This is a genomic window from Roseibium sp. (genome assembly GCF_039982295.1).
In the GTDB taxonomy this organism is placed as follows: domain Bacteria; phylum Pseudomonadota; class Alphaproteobacteria; order Rhizobiales; family Stappiaceae; genus Roseibium.
The window spans coordinates 102347-118104 of sequence record NZ_JBDWYP010000020.1 but is presented as its reverse complement, the minus strand read 5'-3'; the positions used below and the strand labels follow the sequence as shown (position 1 = coordinate 118104).

Genomic DNA, 15758 nt, shown 5'->3' with positions numbered 1-15758 from the left:
GCCGCGCCTCTGGCGCGGCTTTTTTTATTGCCCGGCCGCATCTTGCGGATCAACCGCAGACGATCATGGCTGGAACCAGGGGCTGGCATCCGTATTCTGACGTGGACCGCCGGCAAGAGGCGGCGGTCCTGCTTTGACCCGATAGCAATCCTTCGGGTTCGTGTGAGGGCGCCTAATGCGCGAGCATCTCTTCCAGGATCTGCTGACCGGTCAATGAGGCCGGGAAGTAGGTCGGCCAATTGGTGACTTCCTTCAGCAGTTCGGCACGGTCGCTGCCCCAGTAGAGGTGGTAGTGACCTGAGGCCGCCGGTGCGATCTTGTGGTCGCTGAACTGAATGAAATCAGGAGCTTGCGCATCACCGCTGACCTTTTTGAAGATGTAGCGAACGCCCCGGTTGCCCTTCTTGTAGGTCAGGGTCTCGGTGCCGTCGGCGACGTAGCGACCGTGTCGGACCTGTCCCTCTTCGTGGAAGCTGACTTCGTCGTTGTTGATGTCGATCCTGAACACATCGGTCTTGAAGCCACTGTCATAGTAAGCGCGGCACTCATCGATGGTCTTGTCGCCATGCGCTGCCTTTTCCTTCAGGACCGGATCGAGCGTTCCATCCTTGAGGTAGGGATAAATGGATTGCCAGTCGCCCTGCCAGTCCGTCAGAGGTCTTGGCTTGATCTGCTCATCCTTGAAATAGCCTCTTTGGACATCGTTTTGCTCGTGAGACTTGGAGTGGCTGTGTTTGTGGGTGTGACCGGTATCCTTCTTCGTATCCTGGCTTGCCAGTGCCTGTGCGGAGACAAGTACGGCGGCGCCGAGCAAGAATGCACCGAAGCTCTTGCTGATAGTGTTCTGCATGATCGAAGTTCCTGAGGGTTGCATATTAAGAGTATTGTAATGTAATAACATTACAAAATAGGTGTAGCTTGGAAGCTTTCCGTTGGCAATGGTCTGACCTTAGACGGCGTGTCTTTTCCAAGTGGCGTGGAGTGCGCGATAAGAAACGTCTCCATACCGGGGTCTGGAAGGCTGCAGCGGTACGGTTTTTGGTGATCACATTGTTGGACGGGAAGGGCGATGGCAGGGTTTCCGGTTGGCCTCATCCTGTCGATCCGCTATGTCAGGGAAAAGCTGAAAAGACACAAAGCCAAGGCATCCGAGATGAATGATATCGCCGCCACAGCCGACGTAGATGTTCCGAAGCTGCTGCGCAATGCGCCCAAAAGCGTCGAGTTCAAGAAACTGCGCAAGCGGTTGCTGCGTCAGGCTCGCCAGGCGATGGATGACTTTGCAATGGTTCCTGACATGGCCAGCAAGTCGACGCCCAAGTGGCTTGTCTGCCTCTCGGGCGGCAAGGACAGTTACGCGCTTCTGGCTGTTCTGGTTGAACTCAAGTGGCGCGGCCTTCTGCCTGTCGACCTGATCGCCTGCAATCTGGACCAGGCACAGCCGGGCTTCCCGGCTCATGTGCTGCCGGAGTTCTTTGAAGAGAACGAGATCGAGCATCTGATCATCCGCGAGGACACCTATTCGATCGTTACCGACAAGATCCCGGCCCACCGCACCTATTGCTCGCTTTGTTCGCGCTTGCGGCGCGGAATTCTCTATCGGGTTGCGCGTGAACAGGGCTGCGAGGCGATTGTCCTTGGCCACCACCGGGAAGATATTCTGGAGACATTCTTCATGAACCTCTTCCACGGCGGGCGTTTGGCCTCTATGCCGCCAAAGCTCGTCAATGACGAGGGGGATCTTCTTGTGCTGAGGCCTCTTGCCTATTCGGCTGAAAGCGACATTGCCCGCTTTGCTACGGGAATGGAGTTTCCCATCATTCCTTGCAATCTGTGCGGATCCCAGGATGGTCTTCAGCGGGACGAGGTCAAACGCATGCTGCAGGGCTGGGAAAAGACGAATCCTGGCCGCCTGGGTGTGATGGCGCGGGCACTGGCGCACACACGGCCTTCCCATCTGCTTGATCGTTCGCTCTATGACTTCGTCGGCCTGCGGCCGGGAGACGCGATGAAGGAAGGTGAGGGCGAGGCTGAAGAGCCCTGTGGCGCCGGGCTTGCCATGACGGCGAGCCTGTTTGCAGCCGAGTGATCGGCTTTCAGCTCACGGTGTAAAGTTTATCTGCGAACGGACTATTGACCTGAAAAGCCGCCCATCGGCTGGTTGCGTACCAGTATGACCAGACCCTCGTCGCTGGGCTGAGCATCTTTCTCGGCGACACCGCCGTAATTGCGGCAAAGGTCTTCGGCCGTTTTTCCATTGCTCGGTGCGAAAACGGCAATCTCGACACAATCAATCCGTGTGAGCTTCGCATCCTTCGGATCATCGAAGGAATTGAAGATCAACGCGGTAAAGGCGCAACACAGCGTTGCAACAGCGATTGTTTTCATGGCCCCGTTCCCATTCCCCGGCCTTTTCTGGCCGTTAAGTCTGGACGGAGAATGGCGGTACGCAACTGTACTAACCCTGAATCCGGCATTCACCTAGTGTTCAGGTTAGATGATTCGAAAAAAATTGCCGAGTAATGGCGCGCAGGTGATGCAAGCGAGCTTGGATAACTTTCAATTTTTCACCGAAACAGGCCAGATACTTGGCAAAAGACCAGCCCGGCCTTGGGCATGCGTGATTGCAAGTACAAGAAAGGGCGAGCCCAAGGACCCGCCCCATCTTCTATCTCTTGTGCGAGCTGCCGAAATCAGGCGCTTTGCTTGACCTCTATGCCCTTTTCGGCAAAAGCGGACTGAAGTTCCTGGTTCTGGAACATTTCGCGGATGATATCGCAGCCACCGACGAATTCGCCCTTGATGTAGAGCTGCGGGATGGTCGGCCAGCTGGCGAAGTCCTTGATGCCCTGACGCAGGTCGTCGTCTTCCAGAACGTTGATGCCCTTGTAGGGAACGCCCACGTAGTCGAGGATCTGAACGACCTGACCGGAAAAGCCGCACTGCGGGAAGTTCGGTGTGCCCTTCATGAAGACCACCACGTCGTTGGTATCGACTTCGTTCTTGATCCAGTCCTGGATGCTCATGATGTTTCGTCCTTGTGTTTCACCGGGACAAACTGCCGGTATGTTTTCGTTGTGAGCCTTGTGGGCGCCCGCAGGATCTGCACATCCACTTCCAGCAAAGGGCCATGGGGAGTGTGAGAAGGTTCCAGAGCTTGGCGCCTCCTGAAAGCTCTAGTCTGGTGCCTTGGTCTGGAGGGCGAGGGCGTGCAATTCGCCGCCCATGTTGCCCTTCAGTGCCTTGTAGACAAGCTGGTGTTGCTGAACCCGGCTGATGCCCCGGAACGATTCAGACACGACATTGGCGGCGTAGTGGTCACCGTCGCCGGCCAGATCCCGGATCTCGACCTTTGCATCTGGCAGTTCTGCCTTGATCAGGGCCTCGATCTCATTGGCGTCCATTGGCATCTTGGTTCTGTCCTCTTCCCTCTTGTCACTGCGTTCCTGGCAGGCGCCTGTTTCAGGCGCCGACCATATAGTTCGGGAACCAATTCTCGTGCGCTTCCGTCAGCTTTGCAACGGATATGGTGAGGATACCCTCAACAGTCAAATCCGTGCCGCCGGTCTGGCCGATATGGTGCGCCTCGATACCTGCATCAATGAGGTCTTCCAGAATGAGGTCAAGCTCGCCTGGAGCAACGCTGATGACGTAGCGTCCCTGATCTTCTCCAAAGAGCGCAGCATGGGCTGGGCCGTCGAGCTTGACGCTGGCGCCGATACCACTTGCCATGGCCATCTCTGCCAGGGCAACGCCAAGGCCGCCCGCGGAAATGTCATGAACGCTGCTGACACGGCCCGCGCCAATGAACTGGCGCACAAGGTTGCCGCGGCGCTTTTCAGCATCGAGATCGACAGGAGGCGGAGCGCCTTCCTCGCGGCCGAGAATGTCGGCAAGATACTGGGAGCAGCCCAGATGGGTCCCCTTGCCGCCGATGACCACGATGGCTTCGTCGCTCGACGTGAAGGCGGCGGAGGCGCGCACGGTGACATCGGGCAGCAAGCCGACGCCGCCGATCGCGGGTGTCGGCAGGATTCCCGTGCCGTGGGTTTCATTGTAAAGGGAGACATTGCCCGAGACGATCGGGAACTCAAGCTCGCGGCAGGCTTCACCGATGCCCTTGATGCAACCGACCAGCTGACCCATGATTTCAGGCTTTTCCGGATTGCCAAAGTTGAGGTTGTCAGTGGCCGCAAGGGGCTCTGAGCCAACTGCAGTCAGATTGCGCCAGACTTCTGCAACCGCCTGCTTGCCGCCCTCGAAGGGATCCGCTTCGCAGTAGCGCGGGGTGACGTCCACGGTGAAGGACAGGCCCTTGCGGCTGCCTTCGACGCGGATCACACCGGCGTCGCCGCCGGGCGATGCCGCGGTATTTCCCTGGATCAGAGTGTCATACTGCTCATAGACCCAGCGACGTGACGCGCCGTTTGCATTGCCAACCAGCGTCAACAATGCTTCGGCGTAGTCGCCGGGCTCTGCCACATCGTCGGCTTCGAGGAATGGCTGCTTCTGGCTCTCGACCCATGGGCGGTCGTATTCAGGAGCTTCGTCGCCCAGTTCCTTGATCGGCAAATCCGCGACGGTCTCGCCGTCGTGTTTGACGACAAAGCGCAGGGTGTCGGTGGTGACGCCGACGATTGCGAAGTCCAGACCCCATTTCCTGAAGATGGCCTCGGCCTCTGCTTCCTTTTCTGGACGCAGCACCATGAGCATGCGCTCCTGGCTTTCCGACAGCATCATCTCGTAGGGGCTCATACGTTCTTCGCGCACTGGAACCTTGTTGAGGTCCAGTTCGATGCCGAGGTCGCCGCTCGCGCCCATCTCGACCGCCGAACAGGTCAAGCCGGCAGCTCCCATGTCCTGAATTGCGATGACCGCCCCGGTCTTCATTAGTTCAAGACAGGCTTCGAGAAGACATTTTTCTGTAAATGGATCGCCAACCTGAACCGTGGGACGCTTTTCCTCGATGGTGTCATCGAACTCGGCCGATGCCATGGTCGCGCCGCCGACACCGTCACGGCCGGTCTTCGCGCCAAGATAGACAACCGGCAGGCCGACGCCTTCAGCCTTGGCCAGGAAGATCTTGTCGCTGTCGGCGAGACCGGCGGCAAAGGCGTTGACCAGGCAATTGCCGTTGTAACTGGAGTGGAACTCGACTTCGCCGCCGACGGTGGGGACGCCGAAGGAATTGCCATAGCCGCCGACGCCGGAAACCACGCCAGAGACGAGATGCCGGGTCCGCGGATGATCAGGTTCGCCGAAGCGCAGGGCGTTCATGGCCGCAACAGGTCGAGCGCCCATTGTGAAGACGTCGCGCAGGATGCCTCCAACGCCGGTCGCTGCACCCTGATAGGGCTCGATGTAGGACGGGTGGTTGTGGCTTTCCATCTTGAAGACAACGGCCTGACCATCGCCGATATCAACGACGCCGGCGTTCTCGCCCGGGCCGACAAGAACTCGTGGGCCGGTGGTCGGCAGGGTCTTCAGCCACTTCTTGGAGGATTTGTAGGAGCAATGCTCGTTCCACATGGCCGAGAAAATGCCGAGTTCGGTGAAGGTCGGCTCGCGGCCGATCAACTTCAGGATCCGGTCATATTCGTCAGGCTTGAGGCCGTGGGAGGCAATTAGGTCGGGCGTGATCTTGATGTCGTTGGGGATCATGTCGGTCCGGTTTCTGGGCTCAAGAGGACAGTTGCTAGCGCTTCCTTGAAGAATTAGACCGCATGTAACAGATTGTCTTGGAAATGTTGAGCCTAGAAAAGTAAAGATCGTGCGCAATAATTATCTCGAAATGATCGTAGGATGGGCTGAGCAAATAGGTCTGAAAAATTGCATGTAGAAAAATGCCCCGCGACCTGGATCGGTCACAGGGCGTGTGTGTCGATGCGCAACAACGACATTCGTCCAATGAGCTGCTAGATTGGACAAGTGAATTTGGATTGTTCTGAAAGAACAAACTTGTCCTGGAGGCGTTGGACTAATCCACGATAACAATCGTTACGTGACCGGTGGTTTGTCCGGGAATTGGTTGTGCACCGTAGGTGCCTGTTGGAAGCCATGACAGATTTGCGAAGTTAGGATCGTTGACGCTGCTCAGATTGATACTTTGTCCCAGCACCTGAAGTTGACCTCGGCTTGCGCCTGTACCAAGGCCGGTTCCACCAATACAAATTTGATCGCCATCGTAGTCAGCTGCCGCGTCAAGTGGAATAGATTGAGAAGTGGTCATAGCCACTGATCCTATCGCCATCATAGTGTTACTTAGAGACCGCATAACTTCTTGTTTACTATGACTGGCGGTCTCCATCAATCGCTCAACAGGTAACGACCAGCAATACTCGATCGCTCCGCCTGTCGCTACAATTCCTTGGCCTCCATCTCCGCCAGAAATTGAGCCGACGGCAGACCCTTTGTGCACGATTACTTGAATGAACGCTTGGGCTGCGCCAGCGAGAAATATTGGAGACGTTAAAAGTCCAACGACTGCCAATTTGCGAATTTTTTGATTTATTTGCATAGAATATCCTCGATAATTGGAATATTTGAATTTCGACAGATGATACTGTTTCAGATTGTATTTATGTAGTATTAAATTTATGGTTGAATTGATGCTGATCAACGCCTTGTTTTGTAAACTAAGCGGAGCGTTTGTTGTCTTTGGAAGACTAGGTCGTTGTTTAAAGGGACATATCTGTCCGCATTGCCATTCGGTGCATCTCGCAAGAGATCGACGCCTTGCTTAGAGCCTTCTTTACAAGGTGCGCTCACTCAAAGCTGTCATAGGCGGCGATGCCGTCATCGAGCAGGTTTTTCAAGGTGACGAAGGATGCGGAAACTTCGGCTCGTGTGAGCGGGTTTGTGAAGCCCATGCGCACGCGGTGATGGGTTCTGTCCGGGCGACCTGTCTTGAACTCATCCTCATCATCAATGAGCACCTTGGCAGCGGCCGCGGCCGCCTTGAAGGTGCCGGGCAGCCATGGCTCGGGCAGTTTCAGCCAAAGGAAGGGCGAATCCTTGGCTGAAATGAAGTCGAGCCCCTGGAATTCCTTGAGAATGATGTCGTGGCGCGCATCGATTTCAGCGAGGATTCGCAGGCGCAGATCATTCGCCGCGCCGCTGAGGACCAGCCGCGCAGAGAGCTCGGCCAGCAAAAACGAGATGCCGCCAGTCATCATCTTGTGAGCGTTGGCGATGCGCTGGGCGTGGGACAAGGGGCTGGAAACCCAGCCGCCACGCAGACCCGCGGCGACGGTTTTGGACAGGGAGCCGACGTGGAATGTACGCTCGGGTGCGAGAGCGATGAGCGGCATGAGCTCCGTGTCGCGAAGGGAACCGTAGACTTCATCCTCAATAATCCAGAGATTGTGCTCGCGGGCGACGGCGATAATCTCCCGGCGCCGATCTTCGGGCATTGTCGTCAGGGTTGGATTGTGCATGGTCGGCATCATGAAGATGACCTTCGGATGCTTCTGCGCGCAGACTTTTGCCAGTTCATCGGGCAGAGGGCCACACTCGTCGCGGGCAACTGCAACTGGCTGTCGGCCCATGAGCACCGCGCCGCGCGCGATCGAGCTGTAGGTCAGCTCCTCGAAGACGATCCGGTCTCCAGGAGATGTGGTGGCGCTGATGACTGACATGATCGCCGCCTGAGCGCCGAAGGCCGGGACGATGGAGGCGGTTTCGGGAACCCAGTCACCGCGCGCCAGCCACTGTTGGCCTGCCTGACGCCAACTGTCCGGGATGATGCGTGTGTAACTGGCGATCTCGTAGGGGGAATCGCTGGTGATCTGCTGCATCAGGCTTCGGACGATCTCGGATTGTCCGATTTCCGGGGCCGATGTGCTGTCCAGGCGGGCGAGTTCGGGATGAGGGACCGCGGTTCTGGTGCTGCCGAAATCAACATCACCAGTGAGCACAGGAGAGGGAATCAGTTGAATGCCTGACGCGGTCTTGCTGTTGTCTGTCGTGATTTCCGGGACAGGTGCAATCGTCCCAAGGACATAGGTGCCGCGTCCGACTTCTCCGCTGACCAGGCCTTTCTCCCGGACCAAGGCATAGGCTCTGCCAACGGTGCCGACCGTAATTCCAAGATCATAGGCGAGATCCCGTTGCGGGGGCAGCTTTGCGCCCGCCGGGAGCGTGCCGGCGACAATGTCTTCTGCGATCTGGGTTGCCAGGCGCAGATACATCGGCCCCTTGCCGGCGGGAATGTTCGGAATCCAATTTGTCATGGTGACAATTTTCTATCTTGCATCGAATAATGAGTCAATTCATACGAATGAACCAAGACAATCGTGCTTTGAACTCGAAATTGTATCTAAAAGAGGTTCAATATGACTGTGGTTGACGCAGATCTTCAGCTGAGAGGCGAAAAGGGATCGCTGAGATTGGCATTCCTGGCTTATGGCTATCGCAAATTGGTGTTGTGGCAGCATCTGTGGCGTTCGAGAGCGCAACTCTCAAAGCTCTCGGATGAAGCGCTGGCCGATATCGGCATGAGCCGGGAAATGGCAAATGGCGAGGCCTGCCGTCCGTTCTGGACCACCTCCAACCGACCATCCTAGGATAGCCGCAAAGCGGTTCTGATGCGGCCCGGCCCCATAAACTGCTCAAGCTTTCCTCGCAGCCTTTGGGAAGTGTCTGCAGTAGTGATATTCCTCATTTAGCCGTCACCGGTTTGCGCATAGCTTTCGAAGCGGGAAATGCGCCAACTGATGGGAGGGCTGGAAATGCAGGGTATCAAATGGAGCCGGTCCGCGACTTTTGCTCTTATGCTTGTCGTCGCTTCTACGCTGCTTGCCGACAAGGCAGCCGCACAAAGTCAGCTGCTGGAGGCCTATTCGGCCTTTCTGGGATCGGCGGACCATTTCAATTCCAAGGGCGTGCGCCTGACGCAGCCCTGGCAAATCATCCGCCAGGATCGCGCCAATTTTCACAAGTTTGGTCTCGGTGATCCGGGAGATGATGGCGATCGCTATTTTGCCTCCGCCGAGAACAGAGGCCGGATGGAACAGATGATCCTCAATGGCACCATCGAACGGTCAGCGGCCAGCCGCATCGTGAACAGCAATGTCTGGATCACTGTCGAGATCTACAGCGACTTCGTCAATGTGACCGTCCAGTAGCGTTCTAAGCTCTCAAGGGAGAGAGTTTCCTAGACCATAATGGGAGCACCACAGACCCCGTCCGGCAGTACGTTTCAAAAAAGCGAGATCTGCGGGAAGCTCCGGCGGGCAGGAAAGCCAGACCGCCGGAGTAAGTGTTCAGGTCGTGGAATATCAGACGGCGCCGGTGTATTCGCCGCGGCCCGGGTAGTCGTTGGCCTTCACGAAGTCGAGGGCTCCAACCATTTCCTGGAAATGCGGACGAACGAAAGGCATCGTCTGAACGGATGCGAAATAGAGTTCGCCATTGGAGCGAACCAGGAAAACGCCAGGCTCGGAGAAGAGGGCAGGTTCTTCGATGCCGATGGACGTGGTGCCGCGGCTTGTGGAGATGTAAAGACCCCATTCCTTGGCAACGGTCAGCGGCACGGAGTGGCCAAAGCGCAGGTTGTCGGCACCGACTTTTTCCGCCATCTGTGCCGCACGGTCCGCATCATCCGAGGACAGGGCTACAGTCTTGACGCCGCGCTTCTCGAACTCAGGTGTCAGACGCTCGAGTTCCTTCAGATAGGTCGCGCAGATCGGGCAATGCAGGCCGCGGTAAAACACGACGAGCGTGCCCCACTCGGCGCCGTCGCTGGCCAAATCAAAAGTGCCATGGGAAATTGTCTCGGCCGTAAGGCCCGGGACAGGCTGTCTTGGAATAAGCATCTAGGTCTCCATTCGATTTGTGCTTTTGCAAAACCTCAGGTTAGATTATAGAACTTTGGGCAATTATTCGTTCGAGATATATGATCTGGAGTTCGGTTTATGAACGTTCACGCCACCAATATCTTCGGCGGACGCCTCGACAGGCTGTCGTCTCTCATCGAGCGTTTCAGGGTTCAGGCAGATCTTGTCGCTCCTGATGAGGCTGAAGTGCGGGGCGCGAACTTTGTCGTTCTTCGGGGCGCTGATGATGCGTTGCGGCTTGTGTTTGTGCCGAATGGCTCCGGCGACTGTGCGGCCTGCGATCACTTCTCTGTCGAAGAGAGTGAAACGCTGGTGGTTGCTGCGAAGATCGAGATTGCCGGTGCGGGGCATCATCTTGTTTTGGCGCTCCCGAGATGCATCTCGGTGGCCCTCGTTGATGCGCCTGATCTTAGGACGGTTGTGTCCCCATTGGTCGAAGAAGTGGTCCAGCCCCGTTGTGGCGGGCAGGCCGTGTTCCACCGGCTGGCCGAAGTCGTGGTGATCCGCTTGTTGCGCCATGCGCTGGAGAGTGACGCGGCCGATGTCGGGCTCCTGGCCGGTCTTTCTCATCCCAGGTTGGCAGCCGCGCTGGTGGCCATGCATGAACGTCCAGGTGTTGCCTGGAACCTGGAAAGCCTGGCAGCGGAAGCAGGCATGTCGCGCACGCAATTCGCGGTGACTTTCAAGGAAGTGCTTGGAATGACACCGGGCGCCTATATGTCCAACTGGCGTCTGGACATCGCGCGGGCAGAGCTCGAATCAGGCGTTCAGGTCAGGGCGGTCGCGCGCATGTGCGGGTTTGCCTCGGCGGCGGCGTTTTCCAGAGCCTTTGCGCGCCGCTACGGTCATGCGCCAAAACTGGAGCGCCGCAAGGCCCTCTAGGTCTTGAAGGCGAGCTGGTGTCTACCGGTTGACCGGATCGACGCGCTCCATGGCATAGAGTTCGTCGGCCATATCGTCTGCCCGGCGGGCGAAGAGGGCAGCAGCGTCGCGCAGGCCCTTATTGTAGAAAACCGTGCCAAGAGGTCCGATCAGACGGTCGAGCAGAAATCCTGCTTCCATGTTGCCGATGTCCTGGTCGAGTTCGTCGCGCGCATAGTCCTGAACCAGACGGGTCAGCCGCTCACGATCTTCCTTGGACAATTCCAGCTCGGCCATCGGCGTCTCCCGGTCGATGTCTGGGAAATTAGCTTGTCGTCAGGCAGCTTGAGCGAGCAGGCTTTCAAACAACAGCCGTCCCTCGGTTCCGCCGTTGAGATCTTCGATCAGGTTTTCCGGGTGGGGCATCATGCCCAGAACATTGCCCTTGGCGTTCATCACGCCTGCGATGTCATTGATGGAACCGTTGGGATTGGTGCCTTCGCCATAGCGGAAAACGACCTGACCGTTGTCCTCGATCGCTTTCAGGGTATCGGCGTCGGCGAAATAGTTGCCATCGTGATGGGCAACAGGGCAGCGCCAGACCTGGCCCTTTTTGAAGCTGCATGAGAAACGGGTCGCGTCATTGACGGTCTCGAGCTTCACTTCCTTGCAGACAAAGTTGAGGCCCGCGTTGCGCATCAGAGCACCTGGCAGAAGACCTGCCTCGGTCAGGATCTGGAAGCCATTGCACACGCCCAGAACGGTGACGCCCGAGTCTGCCTTCTTCACCAGATCCTTGAGGATCGGGGAGCGGGCCGCGATGGCACCAGCGCGAAGATAGTCGCCGTATGAAAAGCCGCCGGGTACGATGACAAGGTCAGCATCTGGAAGCTCGGTTTCGGTGTGCCAGACACTTGCGGGCCGCGTGCCGGTGATGAGTTCCAGCGCGTGGAACATGTCGCGGTCGCGGTTGGAGCCCGGAAAGACGATAACAGCGGTTTTCATGGAGTGATCTCCAGCTTCGGTCAGAGCATGACCAGGACGGTAACGACAGCGACGAGGGCAGGGAACACGATGAATATGGCGGCCTTGAGGGCCATGAAGCGGAGTGCTTTCTTCGCGTCGCTATCCATCAACGGGGTCCTTGCCCGGTCGTCGTCAGTCGATTTCGATGGCGTAATTCTCGATGACCGTGTTTGCCAGAAGCTTTTCGCACATCTGCGCAATTTCCGCTTCGGCGGCGGCCTTGTCGGTAGCGCTCAGTTCCAGGTCGAAGACCTTGCCCTGGCGGACCGAGTCGATGTCGCCAAAGCCGAGGCCGCCGAGCGCGCCTTCAATGGCCTTTCCCTGAGGATCGAGAACACCGTTCTTCAAGGTGACGATGACACGTGCCTTCATGGTCTGTCTTCTCCGCTGAAACGCCCGACCGGTCAGGCCAGCGTTTCAAATTGATCTAAAGAGCCTGTTTGGCTGCTGCTTACACCAGCTTGCCGGCAATTGGAACGGGGCTGAAAGCAAAACCCCCGGCCTTGGCAGGTCGGGGGTGAGGATCTTTTGAGTTACTGAACCAGTGTCGGGCCGGAGCCTGCCGGACGGTCATTCTCGTTGAGAATGCCCAGGCGCTTGGCAACTTCCTGGTAGGCTTCCAGCATCCCGCCCATTTCACGGCGGAAGCGGTCCTTGTCCATCTTCTCGTTGGTCTTGATGTCCCAAAGGCGGCAGCTGTCCGGGGAGATCTCGTCAGCAACCACGATGCGCATCATGTCGCCTTCAAACAGACGGCCGCACTCGATCTTGAAGTCGACGAGACGGATGCCGACGCCGAGGAACAAGCCAGAGAGGAAGTCGTTGACGCGGATGGCCAGTGCCATGATGTCATCGAGTTCCTGAGGCGTTGCCCAGCCAAAAGCCGTCACGTGTTCTTCGGCCACGATCGGATCGTCCAGCTCATCGTTCTTGTAATAGAACTCGATGATGGACCGCGGCAGCTGGGTGCCTTCTTCAATGCCGAGGCGTTTGGCGATGGACCCGGCGGCCACATTGCGTACGACCACTTCCAGCGGAATGATCTCGACTTCGCGGATCAGCTGCTCGCGCATATTCATGCGGCGGATGAAGTGGGTCGGAATGCCAATGGCGTTGAGGTTGTTGAAGACGTACTCGGAGATCCGGTTGTTCAACACGCCTTTGCCGTCGACAATCTCGTGTTTCTTGTTGTTGAAGGCCGTAGCATCGTCCTTGAAATGCTGAATCAGCGTTCCAGGTTCGGGGCCTTCATAGAGGATCTTGGCTTTGCCTTCATATATGCGACGGCGGCGATTCATTGGCACGTACCGTGAATGTTTGAGAAAATCCATCGAACGGGGTTCTTCCAGTTGGTCATTTGTCCCCCCGTTCGCTTTCTGCAGGGCACCGTCGAGACCTTCCCGTATTCGGAGTGAATCGTCAGCTTGCGCCCAGCGTCAGCGGCGCGGAACTTACCTGAATGCCTGGAAAAGTACAATCGGCTGAACCGTGGCAAATCAGGCAATGCTCATGCTTTTGGAGCATATGGGCTTTCCCGCGTTGATTTGGCGGCGCTTGGGGGATATGGAAGAGGCAAGATCGTTCCTATATCCGGGACGTAGAGGCTATCCGCAGTTCAGGAGACACCAGGATGAGCACATTCGACAAGCGCGAAGATGGATTTGAAGGAAAGTTCGCGCATGACGAGGAGCTAAGGTTCAAGGCAACCGCACGACGCAACAAGCTTCTTGGCTTGTGGGCTGCGGAAAAACTTGGCCTGGAAGGCGAGGCCGCTGAAGGCTATGCCAAGGAAGTTGTTCGCTCCGATTTTGAAGAGCCGGGCGACGAAGACGTCTTCCGCAAGATTCGCGGTGATTTCGACGCCAAGAAAGTCGAACAGTCCGACCATCAGATTCGCCGCACCATGGACGAGCTGATGCATACTGCGGTCGAGCAGATCCAGAACGACTGATCACAGTCGATCGGATTGAACGCATTCCAAAAGGCCTCCGTGACAGCGGGGGCCTTTTTCTTTGTTTGCTGCGGAAATGGGTTAGCCCAGGCGCTTCATGAAATGAGCGAAGGACATCATGCCTTCGGGCCAGGGACCGTGGCCGCTGGCCATGTTGATATGGCCGGCTTCGCCGGCGTCCTGAATGGTTGCGCCCCACGATTTGGCGAAGGTCTCGGCGCGCTCATAGGTGCAGTTTTCATCCGAACGGCTGGCAACCACATGGGCATGGAAAGGCAGCGGGGACTGAGGCAAGGGGACAAAGGCCCCTACATCAAACTTCGGCTTGGGCTTCTTGCGCTCCAGATCCGTCGGCGCCACCAAAAACGTTCCGCGAACCTTATCCTTCGGCAGATCATGGACCGAATGGGCTATAAGCGTACAGCCAAGGGAATGGCCTACGAGGACCACCGGCTTCGTCGTTTTCTCGAGACGTGCAAGCAGGGTGTCCTGCCAGATCTTCCGGTCGGGTTTGGACCAGTTCTTCTGCTCGACCACCCAGGCATTGGCCATTTTGGCCTGCCAGCGCTTCATCCAGTGCCCATCTGGCGTGTCGCCATAGCCTGGCACGAGAAGAATATCGGCTTCGGAGATTTTCATGGGCTGGAACTTCTGGTCTGAGCGAGAGTTGGGAGCTGATCCGTCTCTTGGGGCGCGCTGGGCCTTTTGTCAAATCCTGTTCGTCATGGTTTCAGGGCCTGACGTTTGGAACCTGCCCTGAAACCTGCCATGTTTTGTGATCTTGCGATCAGCGACCCGCGAAGGGCGATACGCACTGACGGCGTGGACCGTTGTAAGGCTGGAAGGTGTTGTCGCTTGCCCGGTAGGAGCGATATTTGCGAGCACACCAAGTGTAGTGCTCTGGTGTAAACCGGCTCGAAGCCCGGCTCGGAGCGCGCGCTTTTGAAGGCGTTGGTTTCGCCGTCAGGGCTTGATTGAGCGTCGCGCCGGCTGCAAAGGCAGCCAAGGGAAACCACCAGCCATTGTATTGTTTGTAGCCAGGGCGCGCCGCCTTGTAGCCCTGCCGGCCGTTGTAATAGGTCTTGCCGTTGTGGGTGTAAAAGCCGTTGCGGTTTTGAACTTTCAGCAGCATCCCGTCCGTGATCTGTGCCGCATTGGACAAGCTTGTGCCGACCGGCAAGGCGTAGGAGGGGGCGGCAGTGGCCAAAGTGATCGCTGTTGCTGCCAAGGCTGCCATGGCTGTTCGTTTCAGGGGCATGCTCGTCCTCATTTCTTCAAATCTGACCGCCTTTTCAGCGCTGCCGCTCGCGGGCGGAGAAGAGGCGTTTCCGCTGGGAGATTCAACGTGGGAGGAATAGGCATCCACAGCGCCTGAAATGAGGCGATGGTGTTTCTGATCTTATCTCAAGGCAATGATTTAACAGGATTTTTTAATCTTCCGATCGCCAGTCCGTCGATGCTGTCTGCATCATCCCCGGTTGCCATACAAAGGAAAAGGCCAGCGTGGTGCTGGCCTCTCAAATGTCGGAAGTCCTGGTTTTCATCAGCCCCAGAAGGGGGATCTGCAAGGCCGACGAGGTCCTTGGTATGGCTGGAAGGTGTTGTCGGCTGGTCGATAGGACCGATATTTGCGCACACACCAATCGTAATGGGCCCGGGGCAGACCGCGTACAGCCGGTGGACGTTAATATCCTGGAGGTGGCGGCGGGCGGCGATAGCGGGGCGGCGGCGGTGGGCGATAATAACCTGGAGGGGGCGGACGGCGGTAACCTCCTGGAGGCGGTGGCGGGCGACGGTATTGGGCGAGCAGCAGGGCCCGTTCGAATTGAGATGATACGCCTGGCGCCGTCGCGGCGAGAGACGAGGTGGCAGGAGCTGCAGAAACACTGGCGCTAAACGCCATTGTCACGCCGGCTAGGGTGAAAAGCGCCAATATGGCGCGCTTGAAAGACATTGCACTGTCCTGGGCTAAGTTGAAAAGGAATTCATTGATCAATTAACTGCAATACGTCTCGACCGATGGGATTTCCGGCGAGGAAATTTCGCCGGATATCAATCGTTTACGTTAGGTCACACTCAAAAAT

21 protein-coding genes are annotated in these 15758 nt (G+C 57.2%); 5 read left to right on the top strand and 16 right to left on the bottom strand.

What is annotated here, in order from left to right; genetic code table 11:
• Positions 1 to 172 precede the first annotated feature (172 nt).
• Positions 173 to 850 carry a metal-binding protein ZinT gene (locus ABJZ52_RS03960; protein WP_348186311.1) on the bottom strand — a complete coding sequence of 226 codons (678 nt, stop codon included), beginning with the start codon at positions 848 to 850 and terminating at the stop codon, positions 173 to 175.
• A gap of 303 nt (positions 851 to 1153) precedes the next feature.
• On the opposite strand from ABJZ52_RS03960, the gene ttcA reads away from it, so the two are divergent.
• Positions 1154 to 2089, top strand: coding sequence for a tRNA 2-thiocytidine(32) synthetase TtcA (ttcA, locus tag ABJZ52_RS03955; protein WP_348186573.1), 936 nt, complete (start codon positions 1154 to 1156; stop codon positions 2087 to 2089).
• A 41-nt stretch (positions 2090 to 2130) separates the two neighbouring features.
• Here ttcA and ABJZ52_RS03950 read toward each other — a convergent pair whose 3' ends face one another.
• The 6 genes from ABJZ52_RS03950 to ABJZ52_RS03925 all read right to left on the bottom strand — a co-directional run bounded on the left by ABJZ52_RS03950 (position 2131) and on the right by ABJZ52_RS03925 (position 8231).
• Positions 2131 to 2388, bottom strand: coding sequence for an antitermination protein (locus tag ABJZ52_RS03950; RefSeq protein ID WP_348186309.1), 258 nt, complete (start codon positions 2386 to 2388; stop codon positions 2131 to 2133).
• Between the two features lie 305 nt (positions 2389 to 2693).
• A complete protein-coding gene (gene grxD, locus ABJZ52_RS03945; RefSeq protein WP_348186571.1) occupies positions 2694 to 3029 on the bottom strand; it encodes a Grx4 family monothiol glutaredoxin in 336 nt (111 codons plus the stop codon).
• Positions 3030 to 3176: 147 nt separating this feature from the next.
• Positions 3177 to 3410, bottom strand: coding sequence for a BolA family transcriptional regulator (locus ABJZ52_RS03940; protein WP_153768467.1), 234 nt, complete (start codon positions 3408 to 3410; stop codon positions 3177 to 3179).
• 52 nt (positions 3411 to 3462) lie between these two features.
• Positions 3463 to 5661, bottom strand: a complete 2199-nt coding sequence (purL, locus tag ABJZ52_RS03935) for a phosphoribosylformylglycinamidine synthase subunit PurL (RefSeq protein ID WP_348186307.1) — start codon at positions 5659 to 5661, stop codon at positions 3463 to 3465.
• 316 nt (positions 5662 to 5977) lie between these two features.
• Complete coding sequence (locus ABJZ52_RS03930) at positions 5978 to 6619, bottom strand: hypothetical protein (protein ID WP_348186305.1); 642 nt, start codon at positions 6617 to 6619, stop codon at positions 5978 to 5980.
• Positions 6620 to 6764: 145 nt separating this feature from the next.
• The gene (locus tag ABJZ52_RS03925) at positions 6765 to 8231 is read right to left on the bottom strand and encodes a PLP-dependent aminotransferase family protein (protein ID WP_348186303.1); all 1467 of its coding nucleotides are present in this window, start codon (positions 8229 to 8231) and stop codon (positions 6765 to 6767) included.
• Positions 8232 to 8333: 102 nt separating this feature from the next.
• Between ABJZ52_RS03925 and ABJZ52_RS03920 the strand changes: the two genes are divergently transcribed.
• Positions 8334 to 8564 carry a DUF1127 domain-containing protein gene (locus ABJZ52_RS03920; protein ID WP_348186301.1) on the top strand — a complete coding sequence of 77 codons (231 nt, stop codon included), beginning with the start codon at positions 8334 to 8336 and terminating at the stop codon, positions 8562 to 8564.
• 165 nt (positions 8565 to 8729) lie between these two features.
• Positions 8730 to 9125 carry a hypothetical protein gene (locus ABJZ52_RS03915; RefSeq protein WP_348186299.1) on the top strand — a complete coding sequence of 132 codons (396 nt, stop codon included), beginning with the start codon at positions 8730 to 8732 and terminating at the stop codon, positions 9123 to 9125.
• A gap of 153 nt (positions 9126 to 9278) precedes the next feature.
• Here the strand turns inward: ABJZ52_RS03915 and ABJZ52_RS03910 are convergent, their stop codons facing one another.
• Positions 9279 to 9815, bottom strand: a complete 537-nt coding sequence (locus tag ABJZ52_RS03910) for a peroxiredoxin-like family protein (protein WP_289035845.1) — start codon at positions 9813 to 9815, stop codon at positions 9279 to 9281.
• A 99-nt stretch (positions 9816 to 9914) separates the two neighbouring features.
• Between ABJZ52_RS03910 and ABJZ52_RS03905 the strand changes: the two genes are divergently transcribed.
• Positions 9915 to 10718 (top strand): helix-turn-helix domain-containing protein, encoded by an 804-nt coding sequence (locus ABJZ52_RS03905; RefSeq protein WP_348186297.1) that lies wholly within the window; start codon positions 9915 to 9917, stop codon positions 10716 to 10718.
• Between the two features lie 21 nt (positions 10719 to 10739).
• Here ABJZ52_RS03905 and ABJZ52_RS03900 read toward each other — a convergent pair whose 3' ends face one another.
• The 5 genes from ABJZ52_RS03900 to purC form a co-directional block, all read right to left on the bottom strand.
• Entirely contained in the window at positions 10740 to 10994 is a 255-nt protein-coding gene (locus ABJZ52_RS03900; RefSeq protein WP_348186295.1) for a DUF2164 domain-containing protein, read from the bottom strand.
• A gap of 39 nt (positions 10995 to 11033) precedes the next feature.
• Positions 11034 to 11702 carry a phosphoribosylformylglycinamidine synthase subunit PurQ gene (gene purQ, locus ABJZ52_RS03895; RefSeq protein WP_348186293.1) on the bottom strand — a complete coding sequence of 223 codons (669 nt, stop codon included), beginning with the start codon at positions 11700 to 11702 and terminating at the stop codon, positions 11034 to 11036.
• Positions 11703 to 11722: 20 nt separating this feature from the next.
• Positions 11723 to 11830: a phosphoribosylformylglycinamidine synthase-associated small membrane protein gene (locus ABJZ52_RS03890; protein WP_192108967.1), complete on the bottom strand. Its 108-nt coding sequence runs from the start codon at positions 11828 to 11830 to the stop codon at positions 11723 to 11725.
• Between the two features lie 25 nt (positions 11831 to 11855).
• A complete protein-coding gene (purS, locus tag ABJZ52_RS03885; RefSeq protein WP_348186290.1) occupies positions 11856 to 12095 on the bottom strand; it encodes a phosphoribosylformylglycinamidine synthase subunit PurS in 240 nt (79 codons plus the stop codon).
• Positions 12096 to 12256: 161 nt separating this feature from the next.
• A complete protein-coding gene (purC, locus tag ABJZ52_RS03880; RefSeq protein WP_192108969.1) occupies positions 12257 to 13054 on the bottom strand; it encodes a phosphoribosylaminoimidazolesuccinocarboxamide synthase in 798 nt (265 codons plus the stop codon).
• 299 nt (positions 13055 to 13353) lie between these two features.
• On the opposite strand from purC, the gene ABJZ52_RS03875 reads away from it, so the two are divergent.
• The gene (locus tag ABJZ52_RS03875; RefSeq protein ID WP_348186288.1) at positions 13354 to 13674 is read left to right on the top strand and encodes a DUF1476 domain-containing protein; all 321 of its coding nucleotides are present in this window, start codon (positions 13354 to 13356) and stop codon (positions 13672 to 13674) included.
• 81 nt (positions 13675 to 13755) lie between these two features.
• Here ABJZ52_RS03875 and ABJZ52_RS03870 read toward each other — a convergent pair whose 3' ends face one another.
• The 3 genes from ABJZ52_RS03870 to ABJZ52_RS03860 all read right to left on the bottom strand — a co-directional run bounded on the left by ABJZ52_RS03870 (position 13756) and on the right by ABJZ52_RS03860 (position 15337).
• On the bottom strand, positions 13756 to 14313 hold the full coding sequence (locus tag ABJZ52_RS03870) for an alpha/beta hydrolase (RefSeq protein WP_348186286.1): 558 nt from the start codon (positions 14311 to 14313) through the stop codon (positions 13756 to 13758).
• Positions 14314 to 14461: 148 nt separating this feature from the next.
• Positions 14462 to 14932, bottom strand: a complete 471-nt coding sequence (locus ABJZ52_RS03865; RefSeq protein ID WP_348186284.1) for a BA14K family protein — start codon at positions 14930 to 14932, stop codon at positions 14462 to 14464.
• A 285-nt stretch (positions 14933 to 15217) separates the two neighbouring features.
• Positions 15218 to 15337, bottom strand: coding sequence for a BA14K family protein (locus tag ABJZ52_RS03860; protein ID WP_348186569.1), 120 nt, complete (start codon positions 15335 to 15337; stop codon positions 15218 to 15220).
• Positions 15338 to 15758: the final 421 nt, after the last annotated feature.